Origin of the sequence: Leptothoe sp. PORK10 BA2 (assembly GCF_034932105.1) — a bacterium.
GTDB lineage: Bacteria > Cyanobacteriota > Cyanobacteriia > Phormidesmidales > Phormidesmidaceae > Leptothoe.
Genome location: NZ_JAYGIG010000126.1, coordinates 37,818 through 57,470, shown reverse-complemented (window position 1 = coordinate 57,470; position 19,653 = coordinate 37,818). Strand labels below are relative to the sequence as shown.

At 45.8% G+C, this 19,653-nt stretch carries 13 protein-coding genes and 1 pseudogene; 6 read left to right on the top strand and 8 right to left on the bottom strand.

Going from position 1 to position 19,653, the window contains the following annotated elements; genetic code table 11:
• Window positions 1-220: 220 nt before the first annotated feature.
• Window positions 221-1,246, top strand: a complete 1,026-nt coding sequence (gene bioB, locus VB741_RS20185) for a biotin synthase BioB (RefSeq protein ID WP_323367002.1) — start codon at window positions 221-223, stop codon at window positions 1,244-1,246.
• Between the two features lie 477 nt (window positions 1,247-1,723).
• Window positions 1,724-2,464, top strand: a complete 741-nt coding sequence (locus tag VB741_RS20180) for a metallophosphoesterase (RefSeq protein ID WP_323367001.1) — start codon at window positions 1,724-1,726, stop codon at window positions 2,462-2,464.
• 53 nt (window positions 2,465-2,517) lie between these two features.
• On the opposite strand, the gene VB741_RS20175 is transcribed toward VB741_RS20180, so the two are convergent.
• The 7 genes from VB741_RS20175 to VB741_RS20145 all read right to left on the bottom strand — a co-directional run bounded on the left by VB741_RS20175 (window position 2,518) and on the right by VB741_RS20145 (window position 11,317).
• The gene (locus tag VB741_RS20175) at window positions 2,518-5,190 is read right to left on the bottom strand and encodes a CHASE2 domain-containing protein (protein WP_323367003.1); all 2,673 of its coding nucleotides are present in this window, start codon (window positions 5,188-5,190) and stop codon (window positions 2,518-2,520) included.
• Window positions 5,174-5,986 carry a FecR family protein gene (locus tag VB741_RS20170; RefSeq protein WP_323367000.1) on the bottom strand — a complete coding sequence of 271 codons (813 nt, stop codon included), beginning with the start codon at window positions 5,984-5,986 and terminating at the stop codon, window positions 5,174-5,176. Before VB741_RS20170 ends, VB741_RS20175 begins: the two co-directional genes overlap by 17 nt.
• 261 nt (window positions 5,987-6,247) lie before the next feature.
• Complete coding sequence (locus VB741_RS20165; protein WP_323366999.1) at window positions 6,248-6,682, bottom strand: hypothetical protein; 435 nt, start codon at window positions 6,680-6,682, stop codon at window positions 6,248-6,250.
• Window positions 6,683-6,729: 47 nt separating this feature from the next.
• Window positions 6,730-7,128, bottom strand: coding sequence for a hypothetical protein (locus tag VB741_RS20160; protein ID WP_323366998.1), 399 nt, complete (start codon window positions 7,126-7,128; stop codon window positions 6,730-6,732).
• Window positions 7,129-7,248: 120 nt separating this feature from the next.
• Complete coding sequence (locus VB741_RS20155; RefSeq protein ID WP_323366997.1) at window positions 7,249-8,277, bottom strand: ABC transporter permease; 1,029 nt, start codon at window positions 8,275-8,277, stop codon at window positions 7,249-7,251.
• Between the two features lie 83 nt (window positions 8,278-8,360).
• A complete protein-coding gene (locus tag VB741_RS20150) occupies window positions 8,361-10,025 on the bottom strand; it encodes an ABC transporter substrate-binding protein (protein ID WP_323366996.1) in 1,665 nt (554 codons plus the stop codon).
• 569 nt (window positions 10,026-10,594) lie between these two features.
• Window positions 10,595-11,317 carry a rhomboid family intramembrane serine protease gene (locus tag VB741_RS20145; RefSeq protein WP_323366995.1) on the bottom strand — a complete coding sequence of 241 codons (723 nt, stop codon included), beginning with the start codon at window positions 11,315-11,317 and terminating at the stop codon, window positions 10,595-10,597.
• 184 nt (window positions 11,318-11,501) lie between these two features.
• Between VB741_RS20145 and VB741_RS20140 the strand changes: the two genes are divergently transcribed.
• Both VB741_RS20140 and VB741_RS20135 read left to right on the top strand, forming a co-directional pair.
• Window positions 11,502-12,680: a pyridoxal phosphate-dependent aminotransferase gene (locus VB741_RS20140; RefSeq protein ID WP_323366994.1), complete on the top strand. Its 1,179-nt coding sequence runs from the start codon at window positions 11,502-11,504 to the stop codon at window positions 12,678-12,680.
• An 88-nt stretch (window positions 12,681-12,768) separates the two neighbouring features.
• Window positions 12,769-13,474, top strand: a pseudogene (locus VB741_RS20135) (IS1 family transposase).
• On the opposite strand, the gene VB741_RS20130 reads toward VB741_RS20135, so the two are convergent.
• Window positions 13,440-13,718, bottom strand: a complete 279-nt coding sequence (locus VB741_RS20130) for a phage integrase N-terminal SAM-like domain-containing protein (protein ID WP_323366993.1) — start codon at window positions 13,716-13,718, stop codon at window positions 13,440-13,442. The pseudogene VB741_RS20135 and the gene VB741_RS20130 sit on opposite strands and share 35 nt — an antisense overlap.
• Window positions 13,719-14,133: 415 nt before the next feature.
• Between VB741_RS20130 and VB741_RS20125 the strand changes: the two genes are divergently transcribed.
• Both VB741_RS20125 and VB741_RS20120 read left to right on the top strand, forming a co-directional pair.
• A complete protein-coding gene (locus VB741_RS20125) occupies window positions 14,134-16,587 on the top strand; it encodes a 3'-5' exonuclease (protein WP_323366992.1) in 2,454 nt (817 codons plus the stop codon).
• Window positions 16,584-19,643 carry a reverse transcriptase domain-containing protein gene (locus tag VB741_RS20120; protein ID WP_323366991.1) on the top strand — a complete coding sequence of 1,020 codons (3,060 nt, stop codon included), beginning with the start codon at window positions 16,584-16,586 and terminating at the stop codon, window positions 19,641-19,643. The genes VB741_RS20125 and VB741_RS20120 overlap by 4 nt, the downstream gene beginning before the upstream one ends.
• The last annotated feature ends 10 nt before the right edge of the window (window positions 19,644-19,653 follow it).

Below are 19,653 nucleotides of genomic sequence, written 5' to 3'. Positions count from 1 at the left end.
GGCTGATGCCGATATTTTCCATAGAGATGCACCCGACCCACACGCTAGGTTTCAACTATTTCTTAAAACCCATTTACTGGGCACGCGCGTCTGTATCAAATATTACATTTTGAATTTATAATTGCTGGTTCTGGACCTGTTTTAGTGCGCCGGTCCCGTCTCGTATTACCGTAGAGGATGGGCGCAGCCCGCTGCGCCCATTTTCAAAAGGAGCCTTAGGATGATTCAAGCCGTACACACCTCAGTTAATTGGAACCTACTAGCTGAGCAGGCCCTCGCTGGTCAAGCGATTGACCGTAAAGATGCCCTGAGGGTGTTACAGGCTGACGACACAGAGCTTTTGGCCCAGCTCGCAGCAGCCTACCGAGTCCGTCATCACTATTGGGGCAATCGGGTCCGGCTGCACTTTTTACTCAATGCCCAGAGCGGCCTCTGCCCCGAAGACTGCCATTATTGTTCACAATCAAAAATTTCATCGGCAGAAATTGAAAAATATCCCCTGATGGCCAAAGACCGGATCTTGGCCGCCGCCGAACGAGCCCACCAGCTCAAGGCGGGCACCTTTTGCATGGCCATTTCGGGCCGCACCCCCGCACCCCAGACATTCGAGAAAATTTTAGATGCCGTGCGGGCCGTGAAAGCCGACTACCCCATGCGGGTATGTACCACCCTGGGGCTGTTGAACGAAGACCAAGCCCATCAGCTCAAGGCCGCAGGGGTGGATCGGGTTAACCACAATCTGAATACATCCGAAGCCCATCACGAAGATATCTGTACCACCCATGGCTATCAGGACCGATTATCGACGGTCAAAGCGGTCCAGGCCGCAGGGTTGACCACCTGCTCCGGCGGTATTTTGGGCATGGGGGAATCGGACGACGATATTATCAATCTGGCCCAGTCCCTACGGGAACTGAATGTCACCAGCGTACCGGTGAATTTCTTAATTCCCATTGCAGGAACGCCTTTTGCCCAGCTGAGCGAACTGACGCCCCAGCGCTGCCTACGGATCTTATGTCTGTTTCGTTTTTTACTGCCATCCCAGGAAATTAGGATTGCGGGGGGGAGGGAAGTGCATTTGCGATCGCAACAACCCCTAGCCCTTTACCCAGCCAACTCCATTTTTGTCGGCGATTATCTCACCACAGCGGGCCAAAGCGCCGACCAGGACTACGCCATGGTCACGGATGCGGGATTTACCCTGGAAGCCCCTGACGGTAGCCCCTTAGCCAATGACAAGATCTAACAAGCCATCAGCTAGCCCATATCCATAGACTGCTCAACACACCACAACTAAAGGCACCCAAACGGGTCAGAACTGAATCTAGGGCCTGGGTATTAGAATCCTAAATATACGCTGGTTGATAAAAATAGAGGACAATCGCTAGAATGGTGTATTAAAGATTACACTGATGAGCAACTTTTGAGTAACTCCAAACATCAGACTCAGACCGTCTAATCCACCAGAATGATATCTGTAGTTTAGAACATTCTCCATCCCATCGCCAAATCAATTTTTACAACTACATCTGTTGCTGTTGTAAACCTTACTTAAAGCCTTGGAAAATCCGACCAACCAACCTGTTGTCTATAGCTATAGGAAAGGCATACTAAACTCACATACATCCTGGTAATCGAGCAATAGTAACGTTTTATACTTTATCCAATCGTCACCTCTCCCCCGATCAGTAGATATCCTATTCACATCACATCCAACCCTGTTATGACCCGTCGTATTTTTATTGGTGACATTCACGGCCATTATGACGGGTTAATGCAGCTGATGGAAGCAGTGGCCCCAGGTAGCCAGGACCAAATCTATTGCGTCGGCGATCTGATCGATCGAGGCCCCCAAAGCCGCCAGGTGATCGATTATGTACGCCAAAATAATTATCAATGCGTCATGGGCAACCACGAGCAGTTGCTGCTGGAAGCCTTCCCCAACGGTGAAGCCCATATGCCCGCATTCCAGGGCTGGCTATATAGCGGCGGTCAATCCACCCTCTCTAGCTACACCAGTGTTGACGATCTGTTTGATCATCTCCATTGGATTAAAGACTTACCGTTTTACCTTGATCTAGGCGACATTTGGCTAGTCCACGCCGGTTTAAATCCCCAACACACCATCGCAGAACAAACCAGCCACGAATACTGCTGGATCCGTGACAGCTTCCATAGCCATACAAAACCCTATTTCCCCGACAAACTGATTATCACTGGCCACACCATCACCTTTACCCTACCGGGTATTGCCCCTGGAGAAATCGCCAAAGGCCCGAGCTGGTTAGACATTGACACGGGTGCCTATCACCCCAAAAGTGGTTGGCTAACCGCATTAGATGCGGACAATGCCATGGTGTATCAGTTCAACGTATTCCACAAAATGCTCCGCATCCGATCCATGGCCGAAGCCGAAGCCCCAGTGGAACAGCATAAAATTAAGCAGCGTTCTCTAGTTAGCTAGAGAATTCCTAACCTGTTCGGTGGCAATGGGGGTGTCTGATCGGGTGGACCCACTTAGGTCATAGACACAGAAGACTTATTAACATTCATCAAGGTTTGGGATAGACTATCGCGACGGATAGGTTTACTCAAATAGTCGTTCATCCCTACCTTCAGGCAACGGTCACGATCTTCCGAACTAGCATTAGCCGTCATGGCAATAATCCAAGGCTGAGAAATTTTCTGGCCCAGCTGACGAATGCAGCGAGTTGCTTCGACACCACCCATATTCGGCATCCGCATATCCATCAAAACCACATCATAGTCTCCCTGCTCAACCGCTTCAAATGCTTCTCCGCCGGTTGACACCATATCAGCTTGATGACCTAACAATTGCAGCATGTGCTGGGCTACCCGCTGGTTAACTGGATTATCATCCGCAACCAGGACCTTTAAACTAACGTTCAACTCTTCAGCCCCATCAGCGATATCCGATGGGTCAGGGCGAGACATGGCTACGGTAGCCTGTGTTGGATGAATTTGCATCAGCGCTCTATAGAGGGCAGCCTGCTTGACGGGCTTCCAAACCATGGCCACATCATCTCGTTCGCTGTGACTGAGCTTTTCCTGAATATCCGCCAGCACAATCAGGGGCATGATGGACTTATCCATAGCCTGTCGCAACGACTCAACTGCACTCATGCTATCAAGTTTAGTGATCGCAGCATCTAAAATCACACCATCAAATTGTTGACCTTGCTGTATGAGGAGTAAAGCTTCCGCCACGCTACGGGTAAATATCGGCTCAATATCCAAAGCCTCTAACTGCCAGGCCAATGCCGTACGACGGGTACTGTTTTTATCAACCACTAATATCCGTTGATGAGCCCAGGCCGCAAGAGCTTCAGGCTGTTCTGGTTGAACCGTCACAGGATCCACCTGGGCACGAATCGTAAAGAAAAACGTACTACCCTGATTGAGTTCACTTTCCACCCACAAACGGCCCCCCATGTTTTCAGCCAGACGCTTGCTAATTGTTAAGCCTAAACCAGTACCCCCATACTTCCGGGTAGTAGACGTACTCGCTTGCCGAAACGGTTCAAAAATTTGGCCAATCCGATCTGCTGGAATACCAATACCCGTATCTCGAACAGCAAAGAGCAACAGTATGGACTGCTCTGTCGAATGGGTCCAACGAGTAACTGGAGCCCCTAACTCATCATTAGCAGCTGGCTGCAAAATCACAGCTACCTCACCTTCCTCCGTAAACTTCACCGCATTGCTGAGCAGATTGAGTAAAATCTGCCGCAATCGGATCGGATCACTCACAATGACCGCTGGAGTCTGAGGATCCACCATATAGACTAGCTCCAGGGGCTTATTCGCAGCACGGGTAGAAACAATATCTAAACTCTCCTCAATGGCGTTGCGCAGATTAACAGGATGCTCTTCCAATACCAGTCTACCTGCCTCAATTTTAGAAAAGTCCAGCACATCATTAATCAATGCCAACAGCGCCTGACTACTATTTTGAATAGTGGAACTAAATTCTCGTTGCCTAGGATCAAGATGGGTTTCCTGCATCATCTCAGAAATACCAATAATGGCATTGAGCGGCGTCCGCAGCTCATGGCTCATGGTACCTAGAAACTCATTTCGTGCCTGGAGTATGGCACTACTCCGTAAACGGTCGGTAAAAACAATCAGGCCTTCTGTCAGGCTTAGCAGGACAATCGGTGTTGCCAGTGGCAACACGATATTTTGATATCGAACTCCTAAACACAACAAAAACCAAAGACTCACACAACCTGCCCAAAGCACTATCTGGCCAAGGAATGATCGCCCCTTAAGCCCCCAGCTCATGAGTGGACCAGCCAATAAAATAGCCAATAAAACCCAGCGTTTATCTGGTACTCTCAACCAGTTCTGCTCTAGCAGATTGTCCATAACAGCTGCATGAACATAAACACCCCAAACCGGATCTTTTGAATCAAAAGGCGTGCGTAATTGTTGATCTTCGGCAGTGGCTGTCGAACCAACAAAAACGATTTTATCTTTGAGCCTTTCTGATGGAATCTTTCCAGTCAGTACATCGACCAAACTAGCATAGGAGATATTTTCAATAGCCCCTGGCCAATTGATATATATCTGCTGTTCTTGTGGCAAAGTAATCAGATCGGTTGTCAAGCTATAAGTCTTAGCCGTTGCCGATGCCAGCGAATGGTTGTCATAAGTGTAGAGAATATGACGGCGAGTAATACCATCAGTGTCAAACGCTTGATTAATATGACCAGTAGCAATCGCGCTATCCAATAACGATTGAGTCGATTCTAGAAAGCGCCCTTCTTTATTTGTAGCTGCAGCAAGCACAACAGCATTATTTTTATAGGCAACCATTGCTTCAGCCAGTTCTGCATTGTCGGGACTATCATGAGTCATCAAAATATCAAAGGTCACGATGCTGGCATCCGCTTCAGACAAGACTTTTAGTAAGTCAGCATAATACCTTCGGGCCAAGGGAAACGGACCTAAATCATCCAAGGTATGCTCATCAATACCAATCACCAACAACTCATCACTCCAGGGTCTTTCTCCCCGCAAACGAGTCAAAGAATCAGCAGACAGGTGCTCAAGATGTTCAAAAGCACCAACAGAAGATAAACCAACAATGATACCGCTCAGCAAAAACCCTGGAAGCAGAGGTTCACAGCGATGTAAAAACTTGTGCCAACTAGCGAACGACCACATCATAGATCTGAACTTTACCAAGAGGAGTAGTAACTGTTACCTCAATGCGTTTATCTGCAGGTAGTGGCACCTCTAATGCAAAGTTACCTATCTGTTCATCATTCTCATCAGCAATAATTTCTTGCGTGACACCGTCAATAACCAGTAAATTCACAAAAAAGGTTGTGCCTTCTAACAACACAATCTCCTCACCATTACGACGTTGAGGGTCCACTCGTCGAATGTTTAAGTTCGGATTTTCAGTAATCGGCATCGGATCAGAAGGCGGCTCCCCTGGAATCGTGAAATTTTGAAACCCAGAATTTACTGCCACCGACTGACCCTGGGCGGACGCAGCCACACTCCCTTCTTCAACAACTAATGATGAACGACCGCTGGGTTGAATTGCAATACCAAAATCTGTACCACGCACACCATTCACACCTGCTGGTGTACGAATCTCTAGTCGAGACTCTGGATTAGTAAAGGGCCTCACAAATACCCTGGCTTGACCTCGGGGAACATCCAGTTCAGTTACCTTGCCTCCGCTGGAAGTCGTATATAGCTGACTGACAGTGAGTGTTGTGTTTTCAGACAAACTCACAAAACCGACCTGAGTATCAACAGCGAGGCGAGCTAATGATCCTGCTCCAGTACGTAGGCCATCACCTACTGTTCTCAATCGGTCACCGATCTGCGCTTGACGCCACTGGCCATTCTGACGAGAGTCAACAGCACCACTAAAGTTGCGCAGTTCTAGCCATCGATTTACACGAACCGTGAGAGGACTAGCACTTATTTCAGCAGTAAGTCCCACAGTTATCACCGCCAAACCAACCAGCAAAGCAAGACGTTGCGGGCGTAAACGAGGAGATAGTATGTTGCAATTTAGCCTAATCATCTTTAGAGGCCCTTCCATACATACTGTGAACAGATTACTGACATCATGACACGCCTTTCTCGCAACAATCTTCTGCTTCATTACAATGGCTGGGAATTCAGGCCATTTGGCCGAGACACTCTTCTAAGCAAGGGTGCAGAGTTACTGCACTTGGCTGAGATCTTCAAGTGATGATGACTATAGACCTAAGCGACTATAGTGTATTACTCGTACGTTAACATCAAGAGAATTATTAATTTGATTGGCCAGATTTCTGGCATCACGATAATTACTAAAAGACGCGATTTGGATATAGCTACCTAATCTGGAGGATGTCAAAAATGCATCAGGAATACAAGCGCGGATAGCAGGCAAGTTATCCTGAAAATCATGGGTTAAGAGAACAACGTAGGGGCGACTTTCCACCTGCCCAATAACAACTCTGCTATCCTCCCCTTCAAAGGTATTCAAATCTTGAGGAGATGCGAAAAAGCTACAATCTTCTGATTGAGCTAAGACAGGAACAATCGGCAACAGACAGAACATACCAACTGTAACCCAGCCACAGATCAGCTGTCGCCAGGCCTTCAAGTTTTGTTTAGCATCAAAATTAGGAGGCATATTAACAATCATAACCAAGACCTCACTAAATCATAGCTGTAGCAGCAAAAAGTGAGACGTTACGCCCCTTGCTTAGAAGTTTCATGGGTTTCGGCAGAAAGGGAGCTTAAGGAACGATGGCCAAAGAAGTGGGCAGCTGTCAGGTGATGATTCGTCATTGCGGCTCCTGTGAGTCGCCACTGATGTGGCCGTGCTCTGGGGACAGACAGGGGCAATGGTGACTCGGATGCTTGATGTTGATGGGGTTCCGGGGACTGAAACTGGACGCTTTGCGTTACTGGAGTCAGGTCACTGCCCAGGCTGACCGAAAAAATTAAGACCCCTAACCCTAACGCTAAAGGTTGAACGAGTTGAACGATAGTATTTACCCCAAAACCTTGGGCCAGGCCTGGTATAGACTCCCAACGATGGGCGAATAGAGCTACGGGCTTCCTCAAGGGATGCACTGTAAAACGCATGAATAATCTACCGCTTCAGGTCAAGGTATAGACTCAAGAATATTACAAAACTCAATTCTTTGCATTGGACATTTATATAATAAAAATACCTACCCACATTTGTAGGGGACTGACGTGCCGTCAGTATCGAATTCTGGGATCCACATAGGCATTGAGGATGTCGATAGCGATACTCACTAGGGCAACAATGGTGCCGAAAAATGTCATTAGGCCCTGCACCACTTCGTAATCGCGCTGAGAGATGGCTTCAAAGAAACGGTTAGCTAAACCGGGCCATGAAAAGGTGACTTCCGTTAAAACAGTCCCTCCCAGCAAGGATGCGAATGTTAATCCCAGGATGGTGATGACGGGAATCAGGGCATTTTTGAGGGCGTGGACAGTGATGATGCGAAATTCAGGGATACCTCGGGCGCGGGCGGCTTCAACATAGTCAGCCCGTAGCGTTTGCTTCAGGTTGACCCTGACCATGCGTTCGAACACGCCACTGATCAAAACACCTAGGGTCAGACTGGGTAGGGCTAGATGATAGACGGAGGTCCCAAATTGGGACAGATTGCCATGGAGTAGACTGTCGAGCAGGTAGAGCCCCGTGGGGCCATCAGGCGGGCTTTGGGCTAGGGGAAAGCGGGTGCCGATGGGAAACCACCGCAGCTGGACCGCAAAGACTAGCTGCAAAATCATGCCAAACCAGTACATGGGGGTAGCGTAGGTGAGAATGCCAAACAGCCTGCCCCCTAAGTCAATGGGGGTATTGGGCCGGGAAGCGGCAATGGAGCCGACGGTCATGCCGACGATGGCGGCTACGGCTAGGCCACAGATGGTGAGTTCGACCGTGGCGGGGAAATGATCGCCGATGATTTGCCAGACGGTTTGGCCTTGGCTGGCAATGGAACTGCCCAGGTCGAACCGCAGTAGATGCCCCAGGTAGTCGAGGTACTGGATAAATAGGGGTTTGTCGAGGCCAAGTTGCGATCGCAGCGCATCCTTCGCCTCAATCGGTGCCCGTGGCCCCAACAGCGCATCCACCGGGTCCCCCGGCGTCGCCCGCATGAGCAAAAATACCACCGTGGTGATCGTCCAGATCATCAACGGTGCCAGCATCAACCGCGACAGAACGTAATAACGCAGTGCATTGGACCGAGATGACATGAATTTCCCCAATAGTTAACATGGTTTTCCCGTAGAGGCATGGATTGCAATCCGTCCCCTTACAGGAAAACCCAATCACTTATTTACTGATTTGCCACAGCTTTACTGATTTGCCACAGCAAAAATTGCTGATTAGGCTCAATGGCAACGCCCTCTACACCCGCAGCGGAAAACACATAATCCTTGTTTTGCCACATGGGAATGTAGGGCACATCATCCACCATCGCCTGTTGCAGGTCCTTAAACAAGCCATTGCGCGCCGACTCATCCAGTTCCGCACTTTGCTTAGCTAACAAGTCATTGGTCTTGTCACTGTAGTAGAACGAACCATTGCCCTGAGTTGCCCCCTCCTCGCATAGGGTTGCTTCCGAACCTTTGTTACAGCTCAAAAACGGTTGCACAAAATTGTCAGGGTCAAAATAGTCCGGGTACCAGTTGGCCAACACGCTGGGATAAATGCCTTTCTCCACATTTTCCCAAAGGGTGGCAGATTCTGCCGTATTCACCTGCACCTTGACCAGGCCAGGTAAATTAGCCTCAATCGCCTCCTTCAGGGTGTTGGCAACCACGCTACGGGTGGTGGAAGAGGTGGGGTACCAAATCTCAAACTCCAGCGGATTCGCCTCAGTAATACCCGCCTCTTTGAGCAATGTCTTGGCCTTTTCATAGTCACCGTCACCGTAGGCCTTTTCAAACACGGGCTCAGATACCTCAAAGCTCTTAGGAATAAGGCTATAGAGTGGTTCTGCCTGGCCTTGGAAGGCCCGGTCATTGATCAGATTACGGTCTATCATCGCCGCCACGGCTTTGCGCACATTCACATCATCAAAAGGCGGAATTTTTTGGTTAAGGGACATGTAGTTAACAACAGTGGAACCGGCTTCGATGACATTCCAACCGCCCTTATCCGCATCCCGCTCCAAGGCAGCAATCTGTTCAGGATCGAGGGTTTGGTAGGCCACGTCTACACCGCCCGACTGAAACGTGTTGTAAAGGTTCGCGGGGCTGGTGAAAATCTGAATATCGATCCCCTGATTGCCTGGTGCATCTCCCCAATAGTCAGGGTTTGCATCCAGTTTGATCACATCGCTACTGAAGGAGGCCAGCTTATAGGGTCCAGAACCGGTAAATTCTTCAGGCTTAAACTGGGCTTCACCAATGGTGTAAGTTTCGGGTGGAACAGGCGTCACACCCCAAAAGGTCAGTAACGAGGTGAAGGCGGCAAACGGCTGTTTGAGCGTAATGGTCAGTTCATACTCACTGGTGGCCTCAACCTTCTCAATTTTTTCCGATAGCAAGAACGCCGGACGGCCACCATTTTCCATAAAACGCTGAATGGAAAACGCCATCACTTCGGCATTGAAAGCAGAACCATCGTGGAGTTTGACCCCTTCACGCAAGGGAATCGTATAGGTCAGGCCGTCCTCAGAAATGGTAGGCATCTCCGTCGCCAGCTGCGGTTCTAGGGTGGTGGTTCCCGGTGCATAGGTATATAGGCGATCCCCCAGGTTGTATAGCAAAATGCCTGGGAAAATTTCGTAGGCATCGGCCGGGTCTAGGGTACGGGCACTGAGGGTGGTACCCACGGTGATGCGTCCGTTGTCTGCAGCCGGGGTCGAGGGTTCTGGATCGGCACCGCCACCACAGGCCACAGCAAACACAAGGCAAAGACTAAATAGACCAATGTAGTAACCCAAGGCGCGTAGTGGTCTTGACCAAAGACGCCTACCTAAAAACTGAACCGACATAAGGGATCTCCGATGCGCTAACGAACCGCGATGGCGTATTCTAACCGAGCCAAAATTTGGATCGATTTCAAATACAACCCATGGGTGCTAGTTTTACCATTCTCAGAGGTTTCAAGCAATTGGCCAGGTAACCGAACAGGGTAGATTTTGACGATGGTTGTAGGGTTGCTTAGCAGCTAAACCAGCGGAAAATAATCGGCTCGCGCGTTGGGTAACGCTCAATCTCAAGCCATGTGCCGGATTAGACCGATATGGGTTACGTCATAGGTTGAGTGGTGTGCTGCCCAGATGGATTTTGACGTAAGGGCAATGTGGAAATGGTTTGCGATCGCTACCCAATACCCATGGTCAATCGTCTCAAAATGACCTGATCACCCACCTCATGTATCCACCTTTACCATTGGGAGAACTGCACCCAACCTTCCCAAAAAGCTACCCTAGACTAGGCCCATGACACCTGAACAACAGGTTGAAGTTGAGCTTGAAAGGTCAAGTTTTTCAGGGCCGCTATGATATTCAACAACCTCTCAATCAAAACACCCTAGGGTCTATTTCACAGATGGCCTGATCTACGCTTGCTGAATCTCTTCGCTAGAATTTTCAAATAACCCCAGGGCTGGTCCCAGAAGAGCACCAAAGATGAATCCACCGGCATGGGCCCAGTAGGCAACGCCACCGTCCGCCATCCCCACATTGGTCGGCACACTAAGACTCGCGATACCATAGGCTGCCTGCTGTAGAAACCAAAAGCCTAGGTAAAAAATGGCTGGAATCCTGAGGGGCAAAAAAATCACCCCCAAGGGCACCAGAGTCAGAATCCGAACGGTGGGAAATTTGAAGATGTAAGCTCCCATGACACCTGCGATCGCACCGCTGGCTCCCAAGGACGGCACTTCAGAAAACATACCAAAGTACCACTGGGTCAAGGCAGCTAGGACACCACACCCCAGATAGAGCAGCAGATATCGCACCCGGCCCAGCTGTTCTTCGACATTATTGCCAAAAATCCATAGGTACAGCATGTTCCCCGCCAGGTGCAGGGGACCGGCATGGAGGAATTGACTGGTAAAGAGGGTGGACCATTCATAGATATCAAACGGGATTGACCGACCACCCCAAAAGCTTTCGGTTAGCTGTTCTGGGACTACGGCCCAGGTGTGGAATAACGCCGTCAGCTCCATGGGCGATGACAGCGTCAGTTCATAGATAAAGACTAATACGTTCAAGGTGATTAGCCCATAAGTTACGTAGGGCGTAATCTGAACCGGGTTTTCGTCACGAATCGGGACCACACTGCACCAAAAAATGCGTTTGTTTACAAGATATCAGGAATAGGCAAAGGAACATTCAGTCTAAATTTACTTGCCATAGGCCATGGCAGTCAAAGGCCCCCCTCTTTATTCACAACTGCATCCGTTTCCCCATAGGTAATATAGACAAGCAGAAGAATTATCTTGAGGGTACTCATATCTTTAGATGGCTGACACTACAAATACCGCATACTCTCGGATGCACAGTATACAGACGCCTATCATTCCGTTAATAAAAGAACTGATCCACAAAAATCCTGGCACGATTCCTTTAGATCAAGGAGTTGTTTCCTATGATCCACCTAAGGGTGCGATCGCAGCGATTCAAGATTTTTTAGAACAGCCCCAATCACATAAATATCAATCAACCATTGGCATTCCCAGTCTATTAAGCGGCATCCAAACAAAATTACGTCAAGACAATCACATCGACATCGGCAATGACAACTGTATTGTCGTCTCTGCTGGCAGCAACATGGGGTTCTTAAATGCCATATTAGCCATTACCCATGCCGGAGATGAAATCATCTTAAACACTCCCTATTACTTTAATCATGAGATGGCCATTCGCATGATTAATTGCGAGCCCATATCCGTTCAGACTGATGATCAATATCAGCCACGCATAGATGCCTTACACCAAGCAATTACCCCAAAAACCAAGGCTATAGTTACCATTTCGCCTAATAATCCTACAGGTGTGGTTTATGATGCTGCCACCCTCAAAGAAATCAATCAAATCTGCCAGGATGCAGGCATTTATCACATTAGTGACGAAGCCTATGAATATTTTACGTACGATCAAGTCAGCCATACATCTCCCGCCTCATTTCCCAACAGTACGCCCCACACCATTTCTCTCTTCAGCCTTTCTAAAACCTATGGGTTTGCCAGTTGGCGCATTGGGTATATGGTAATTCCTAAAAAGCTATTGCCATCCATTCTAAAAATACAAGACACTAATCTAATTTGTCCGCCAGTCATCTCTCAACATGCCGCCGTAGGTGCATTGGATGCTGACAAGACTTATCTTTCTAGACATGTATCAGCCATTGAGAAAGTCAGAGAGAGGATTCTTCAAAAGCTAAAAGCTTTACCTGAAAGCTGTCAAATTGTTGTTCCTAATGGAGCATTTTATTTCTTTCTCAAGGTCAATTCGGAGTTATCAGATTTAGCGTTAGTGAAACAGTTAATCGAAAAGAATAAGGTGGCTACCCTTCCAGGTCAGTCCTTCGGGATGCAGGATGGCTGTTATCTGAGAATTTCCTATGGTAGTCTCACCCTAGAAAATGCATCTTTAGGCATAGATAGACTGGCAAAAGGTATTCAAGAATTAACCACATAGTCCCCATCCTAGATTAATTTCTAATTTGGTAGTCCTAAAGGTGTAAAGATACAATTGAGAAAGAAGTCTCAATGTATCTTAAAAGCCGATGAACTGTCCTAGCTGTCAATCCTCAAAAATCGTTAAGAATGGCCTTATTCATAACGGTAAGCAAAATTATCGGTGCAAGGATTGTGGCCGTCAGTTTGTCAAAGACCCCCAACAAAAGCTGATCTCTCAGCAGACCCAAGACTTGGTGGATCAGCTTTTGTTGGAAAAGATTCCGCTGGCTGACATTGCCAGGGTTTGTGATGTCTCTGAAGTCTGGCTCCAGGGCTATGTCAACCGAAAATATGAAGCCGTTCCTCAACCAGTGGAAGTGTCCGCCCAAAAAAAAGCACGTTGCCCCTTTAATGTGACGAGATGTGGTCATTTGTGGGTCATAAAGGGAATAAGCCGTGGATTTGGTTAGCGCTGGATGTCAATACCCGAGAGATTGTGGGCGCTTATATTGGCGATCGGTCTGAAGCAGGTGCCCAAGGACTATGGGATTCTCTACCAGCGGTCTATCGGCAGTGTGCGGTGGCTTACACTGATTTCTGGAAGCCTATGCACTGGTATTTCCCAGCAAGCGACATCAACCTGTCGGCAAAGAGAGGGGCAAAACCAGTTATATTGAGCGATTCAACTGTACGATGCGACAACGGGTTTCACGTTTAGTTCAGAAGACACTCTCGTTTTCGAAAAAGTTAGAGAATCACATCGGTGCTATTTGGCTGTTTATTCACCACTACAATGCATCCTTACACCTTTAGGACTACCAAATATCAAAGCGCTGAGCACTTGATTTTGGGTTGAAGGCGCGACATTTTTCTGCACTGCTAAATGAGTCAAAAATGCTTCCACTTCAGCAGCGCCCATCTCCCGAGGCGGTTTCATTTGATGAAAGCTAATGAAGCGCTTGATCCAATGGATATAACTTTTTTCCGTTTCGTAAGAATAGTGCCTCAACCGCAGCACGTCCCGAACTTGATCAAGCAATTTGGGTTGAGAGGACATAGCAAATCAAGTAACGGATTTCAGGAATGTCCTTAATATCACACGGCAATCTCCGTATAGGATTCTGAATTTATACGGAAAGTTTCGGGGTAACACACCTGAGCGGGATGTTTATACGGAAAGTTTCAGTATAATCTGCTCTATGGGGTAGATACATGGAAAGTTTCGGGGTATTTACCTTGTGTGGGGTAGATATACGGAAAGTTTCAGTATAATAAGTTGTTAGCCCTCTGAGTTGCTTGTTGAGGCTTTTGCTGCCAGAAAATATATAGGATCCATAGATTGGCTGTTTAAAAACTAGCCACTAGAGCCGGATCGTCAGTACAACATCAAATTTCGTGAAATTTTAAAGCTTACTGAAGACATCGCCGAATGCCTATAGCTATGATCGGTCGTTAAAGTTTTTTTCCTCTCTATGCTTAGTAACGGGCTTAACCTTGAGCAAACTGCTATTGCTAGCCACATAGAAGGCGCAATTCTAGTCCTTGCTCCGGTTGGGACAGGCAAGACTCGTGTACTAGCAGAGCGAGTTCTACATGCGATTCATAAGGGCATCTCCCCTAAACGGATTCTCTGTCTAACGTTTACAAATCGAGCCGCCAAGGAAATGAGAGAGCGGTTATCGAAGTACTGCCCGGATCAATTGCAATATCTGACGATTAATACTTTTCATGGTTTATGTGCTTCTATACTGCGGATTGAAGCTCGTCAGTTTGGGTTGCCCGCAGACTTTGTAATTTATGACGATGCCGACTCTATTGAACTAGTCAAGGAAGTTTTCAATTTATCGAATGATCGTGAGGCTCAGCAATTATTCTTTGACTTAGCGAACTGCAAAGTTAAAGCTGAAGGTTCCCAATTATCTTTGCACAATCTAGCCGAAAATCTATACCCGTTATTAGGCGGTAACAATGCTCAATGTGCCGCTCAATATCAAGCTATCCTTCAAAAGCGTCATGCTCTAGATTTCGCTGATCTTGTGTTTTATCTTCGGGTCATGTTACAGCATGAATCGGAGATAAGCCAACGTTGGGCAGATAAGTTTGATTTCGTTCAAGTTGACGAAGTTCAGGACACTCATCTGTCGGAATATGACATTGTTAAGCACTTGGCTGCTAACAGCGGCAACCTGGCAATGATTGGGGATCTGGATCAAACGATTTATGAGTGGAGAGGATCTGAACCAGATGAAGTCATTAAGCAATTCAATGTTGATTTCAACCCTACAACGTATTCTTTGACCTGGAACTATCGAGCCACAAAAATTCTTCTCAATGCGGCTTCTGGCTTTGCCGATTCATTTGAACATCGACAAACAAAAATTACACCTGCACCTGAGTGTGAGATGGGTGAGTTGATTCAAATCCATTTAGCAAATAATGAAAGAGCGGAAGCAGAATGGATTGGTAAGCAAATCCAGCAGCTAGCCAGTAATCAAGAAAAATTTGACTACAGTCGAGTGGCCATTCTTGCTCGCAGCCATAGACGCACAGAAGTAGTGAGTCAAACATTGGAGCGTATGAGCATCCCTTGCGTTACAGTTGAGCGATTCCAATTTTTCATGCGTCAGGAAGTAAAAGATGCGCTTGCTTACCCGCGTCTTATTCTCAATCCTTTTGATGCTGGTGCCATGCGTCGGATACTGCTTCGTCCGAGTCGTGGGATTGGTGATGCCACAGTTAAAGCTGTGATTGAGGAAGGGAAAAATTGCGGATTCAGCCTGATAGACATGGTATCAAGTCGAACTTTTGCCGATGGAGATCCCTTCAGTGAACTATTAAGAGCTTATTCATCTGGAGTCGTCACAGTCTTTGATGTGGAGACAACAGGGTTCTCAGTCAGTCAAGATGAGGTTGTTGAAATTGCTGCAATTCGCTTGATTGAAGGGAAATCACAGGCTGAATTTCACGCTTATATCACAAATACAGTTAGTGTTGGTGACTCAGAACGCATACATGGACATAGCGATCGCTTCCTGTCAAAACATGGTCGATCTGCAAAGGATGTTTTTAATGAGTTTTTTGAGTTTGCTGGAAATTCAATTCTGGTCGGCCATAATGTGGGCTTTGACATCAAAATGGTGACAGCCCAAGCTCAAAAAGCTGGTATTACTGTTCCAAAGCTGAAATGGGGAGACACATTAGAACTGGCAAATCGCTTTATTGAGTCTGATCGTTACAGCTTGGAAGTATTAGCAGAGCATTTAAATCTTACCCATCTGCCTAGCCATAAGGCAATGGATGACGTGAGAACCACAATTGATTTGTTAGAAGTTTTAGTGCCGTTAGTTAAACGTAGAGCCGATTACCGTCAAGCTTTGGTGTATCGCTATGGAGATGAGTTTGAAACACTTGCTGAGCAAATGGATGATTGGCGCGATGCTAGCCAAACACTACGACCATCAGATCTGTTGGATAAGTTGCTAGTGGAATCTGGACTATATAGTTATTACCAAGCAGATGAGAAACGCCTACAAAATCTCCGGCATCTTGTACGCATTTTTCAAGAACGGGATGACCTAGCTTTACGTCCTGATACTGCTTTACGCGGCATCCTTGAATTCACGGCTCTTGCCAAGAACTTAGACCAGGTTTCTCAGGATGATAATCAAGTTCCTATCGTTACAGTCCATCAATCCAAGGGACTAGAGTTTGACAGTGTTTTTATTGCAGGTGCCACGGAGGATGAATTTCCTAGCTTTTTTAGTATCCGCGACAATAAATTAGAGGAAGAAAAGCGGTTGTTTTATGTTGCAATGACGAGAGCAAAGCAAAGATTATTTATATCTGCTTACTCAAGGGATTTCAAGGGATACTCAAAATCTCGCAGTCCATTTATTCGTGAAATACCTGAGGAGTACATTCAATGACTGAAACACAACGTGTATATCGCTGCTTTCATCCTCTTATTATAAATGCGTATACTTCTGTACACCAGTGGATTGAAACAAGTGTTCAAGATGCTGATGGCTATAAAAGTTTGACTTACAGCAATCTAAAGCAGAAGCTGCAAGAAACTGATTGGAAACATATTGCTTTCCAATATTATGCTCTCTTCTCGGCGCATTACTTTAAGGCAGCTTACATGCTAGATTCTGTTATTGGAGAAGAACAGATCATAACTTGGTTGAGACATCGACAAAAGTTTTGTATTTTGGATATAGGTTGTGGGGCTGGTGCTGCCTCGGCTGCTTTCTTGGAGATAGTTATTCGATTAAAAGAGCAGGGAAAGCTGATAAATGAGGTAAACATTCTCTTCATCGGTGTTGATCCAAGCCATCGTGCTATTGGACTTTACAAAAAGACGATGGAAAATCTTAAGTCATCAACTGCAAACCTAATCAACCTTGACTTTAAACATGTAATCGAAGGTTTTCCAAATGCTATAAATCCCATTAATAGATATCTTAAAGATGAACTTTTATCATTCCAAACTCCATGCTTATCTAATGTTTTAGTTATGCAGCTTAATGTTATTTCTCCATTCAGCCAAACTTATAGAAATTGCCAGGAAAACCTTGAAGAGTTAAGAGCTTTAGGTATTGATATTGATGAGTCTACAGCAGAAAATGATGTTGGACTAGGTACTGCTGAAGCTCAAGCATATAAACAATTGATCGAAAATGTTCCGATTGATATTATGCACATTGTGACAATTGGAACCAAGAATATGGAAAAGCAAGTACAAGTAGGCACAAATAGCGAAATTACTTTAGAGGAAAGAATCAAAGAAATGGTTAATACTCTACAGCAGGTTGTAGGGAATCGACATACTATTAATCAGATTAATTCAGATAATCACACTGTGTACTTTGAAAATCCTCCCAATTGTTACTGGATAGAGCAAAAGAACGTCGTACAGTACAGTACAGAATTCTATGCTGATTTCCAAACAGTATATAGCGCTGACAGGGAAGAAGATAAAGAATGGAATGAGGTTATCAATCTTGATAATCTCAGATTAGCTTGGGCAAGAGCAAGAAATAATCTTTTAAGAGAAACGTTATGCGATGAGACCGAAATGCGTCTGTTCGATCTTAGTCTTGAAGTAAGGCTTGGAGAGCTACGAGAGCAACTATGTGCTTATGCTAGCGATGTTGCTTTGACGGATGAAATGATCTCATATAGAGTGCCAAAGAACTTTAGCGTTTCTCGTCCTAAGGGGCTTTCGCGCATTGAAGAAGAAATTCTTTCAGTAGCAATTATCCAAAAATTAGGTGATAAGGCTTCTCAACTAAGAGGTAGTAGCTATGCATATAGAATTTCTGGAAAATCTGGTATTCGAGGCACAGAGTATCTGTATGAATATTGGTTTCAAGCGTATTGCTACTACATCAAGAAAGCACGCGACAGTGCTAGCAGATACCCTAATGGTGTGATCCTGAGAGCAGATATTGAATCATTCTATACCAAAATCATTCAGGATCAGCTTTGCAATGAGCTTTCTAGAGAACTAACTGTTAGTGAACGTGTGCGTTGGCTAATTCGGTTATTACTTTCCAAAGAGATCGATGAGCATGAATTAGGTCAAGGAATTACACAGGGAAGTGTCGGCTCAGGCTTCTATGCAAATATCTATTTAACTTCAGTAGATGCTAAATTTGGAAGTGGTAATGAGTGGGGAGTCGAGCTTCATCGTTATGTAGATGATATGATTCTAATCATTCCAAATTCTCAAGATATGGATGTAATTGAAAGCACTTTAAAAGAGGAGCTAAGAAATCTAGGTCTGAACCTCAATGAGACAAAAACAGAGAAGATTTTTGATATTGCTTTGTTTTTAGGTCAATCTGATGAAGATGAATGCCTGGAAAAATTGAGCGATCAATTCGATAGTATTGTAAATCCACTTTGGATATTGAACTCAGAGCATCGTGCTATCTTTGCAAGTGCCTATCACAATGACGAACTCTGGTGGCATCATATCGGGCAGTATCAGCAATGTCTAAAAGCATTAAAAATTCATACACATGAAACAGATCTTAGTCGCAAAATATACAAGTATCTATTCAGTGAAAAAAGTCGTGATAGAGATCTATCAAAACAAAAAGAAATCTTTGGATTGGAAGGTGAATTAAAGTCTACCCAGCCACCCAATAACGATTCCTCTAGCGTAATTCTTCAGTGGGTTGACTCTTTCACTAGTGCTAACGATGTTTGGATTAGCAATAGAAACGAATTACGTCAAGAACTAGTTGAGCTATTCCAGAAGAGTTGGCAAGAACTACGCAATTTGGATGACAGCAGTCCAAACGAGATGCGTAAATTGCAACGATATATTCGCTTTTCACTCTATAGATTATCAATTTTAGGTCTTGAGGACATAATCAGTACTCTAATAGAGATTTTGCGTGAAGCTTTTTGGATTATTCGTGATCCCATAAATGTTCTAGAAAACTTAGCGCGACAAGGCTATCATGCTGAAATCAGAAATTTACTGGTGTATTATCAAAGCCTTGAGCAACCTGCTGAGTATCTTAAAGCGATTACGATTCGGGCAATGCGCTTCCTGCCGGACATTGACACTCAAGAATGGGAATTGATTGTTCAATTTTCCACTACTCTAAATGATTCTGTCAGTCTAGCCGAAAAGCTTATGGCAACTGAAACTTGGCTGTATTTAGGGCACAAGTACAATGATTTCAAACAAAACCAGCATATTGAAGCGGTAAAAACTGCTCTTCGCTCTGAGCCAGCACCGCCAAGCAGATTAGAGAAAAACTACCTATTAATTTTGGGGCAGTTTGAACCTAATGCTGTGCAAGAATTTTCCGTCAATGCCAATGATCCTATGCTTGTAAGTGCGCGAGATCTTGCTCTTCAAGGCAATCCATCTGAGATATTTGACCTGCCAGAGCTTAAAATCCTCCGGGAAACTTATTATAGTGGGCAAGGCCCAACTGACAGCGAAGAAGGATCGCCTTAAATATATTTGA

Bases quoted from the DNA above. Each gene is read 5' to 3' on its own strand.
- bioB (WP_323367002.1), top strand. From the start codon at position 221: ATGATTCAAGCCGTACACACCTCAGTTAATTGGAACCTACTAGCTGAG.
- VB741_RS20180 (WP_323367001.1), top strand. From the start codon at position 1,724: ATGACCCGTCGTATTTTTATTGGTGACATTCACGGCCATTATGACGGG.
- VB741_RS20175 (WP_323367003.1), bottom strand. From the start codon at position 5,190: ATGTGGTCGTTCGCTAGTTGGCACAAGTTTTTACATCGCTGTGAACCT.
- VB741_RS20165 (WP_323366999.1), bottom strand. From the start codon at position 6,682: ATGATTGTTAATATGCCTCCTAATTTTGATGCTAAACAAAACTTGAAG.
- VB741_RS20160 (WP_323366998.1), bottom strand. From the start codon at position 7,128: ATGCGTTTTACAGTGCATCCCTTGAGGAAGCCCGTAGCTCTATTCGCC.
- VB741_RS20155 (WP_323366997.1), bottom strand. From the start codon at position 8,277: ATGTCATCTCGGTCCAATGCACTGCGTTATTACGTTCTGTCGCGGTTG.
- VB741_RS20150 (WP_323366996.1), bottom strand. From the start codon at position 10,025: ATGTCGGTTCAGTTTTTAGGTAGGCGTCTTTGGTCAAGACCACTACGC.
- VB741_RS20140 (WP_323366994.1), top strand. From the start codon at position 11,502: ATGGCTGACACTACAAATACCGCATACTCTCGGATGCACAGTATACAG.
- VB741_RS20130 (WP_323366993.1), bottom strand. From the start codon at position 13,718: ATGTCCTCTCAACCCAAATTGCTTGATCAAGTTCGGGACGTGCTGCGG.
- VB741_RS20125 (WP_323366992.1), top strand. From the start codon at position 14,134: ATGCTTAGTAACGGGCTTAACCTTGAGCAAACTGCTATTGCTAGCCAC.
- VB741_RS20120 (WP_323366991.1), top strand. From the start codon at position 16,584: ATGACTGAAACACAACGTGTATATCGCTGCTTTCATCCTCTTATTATA.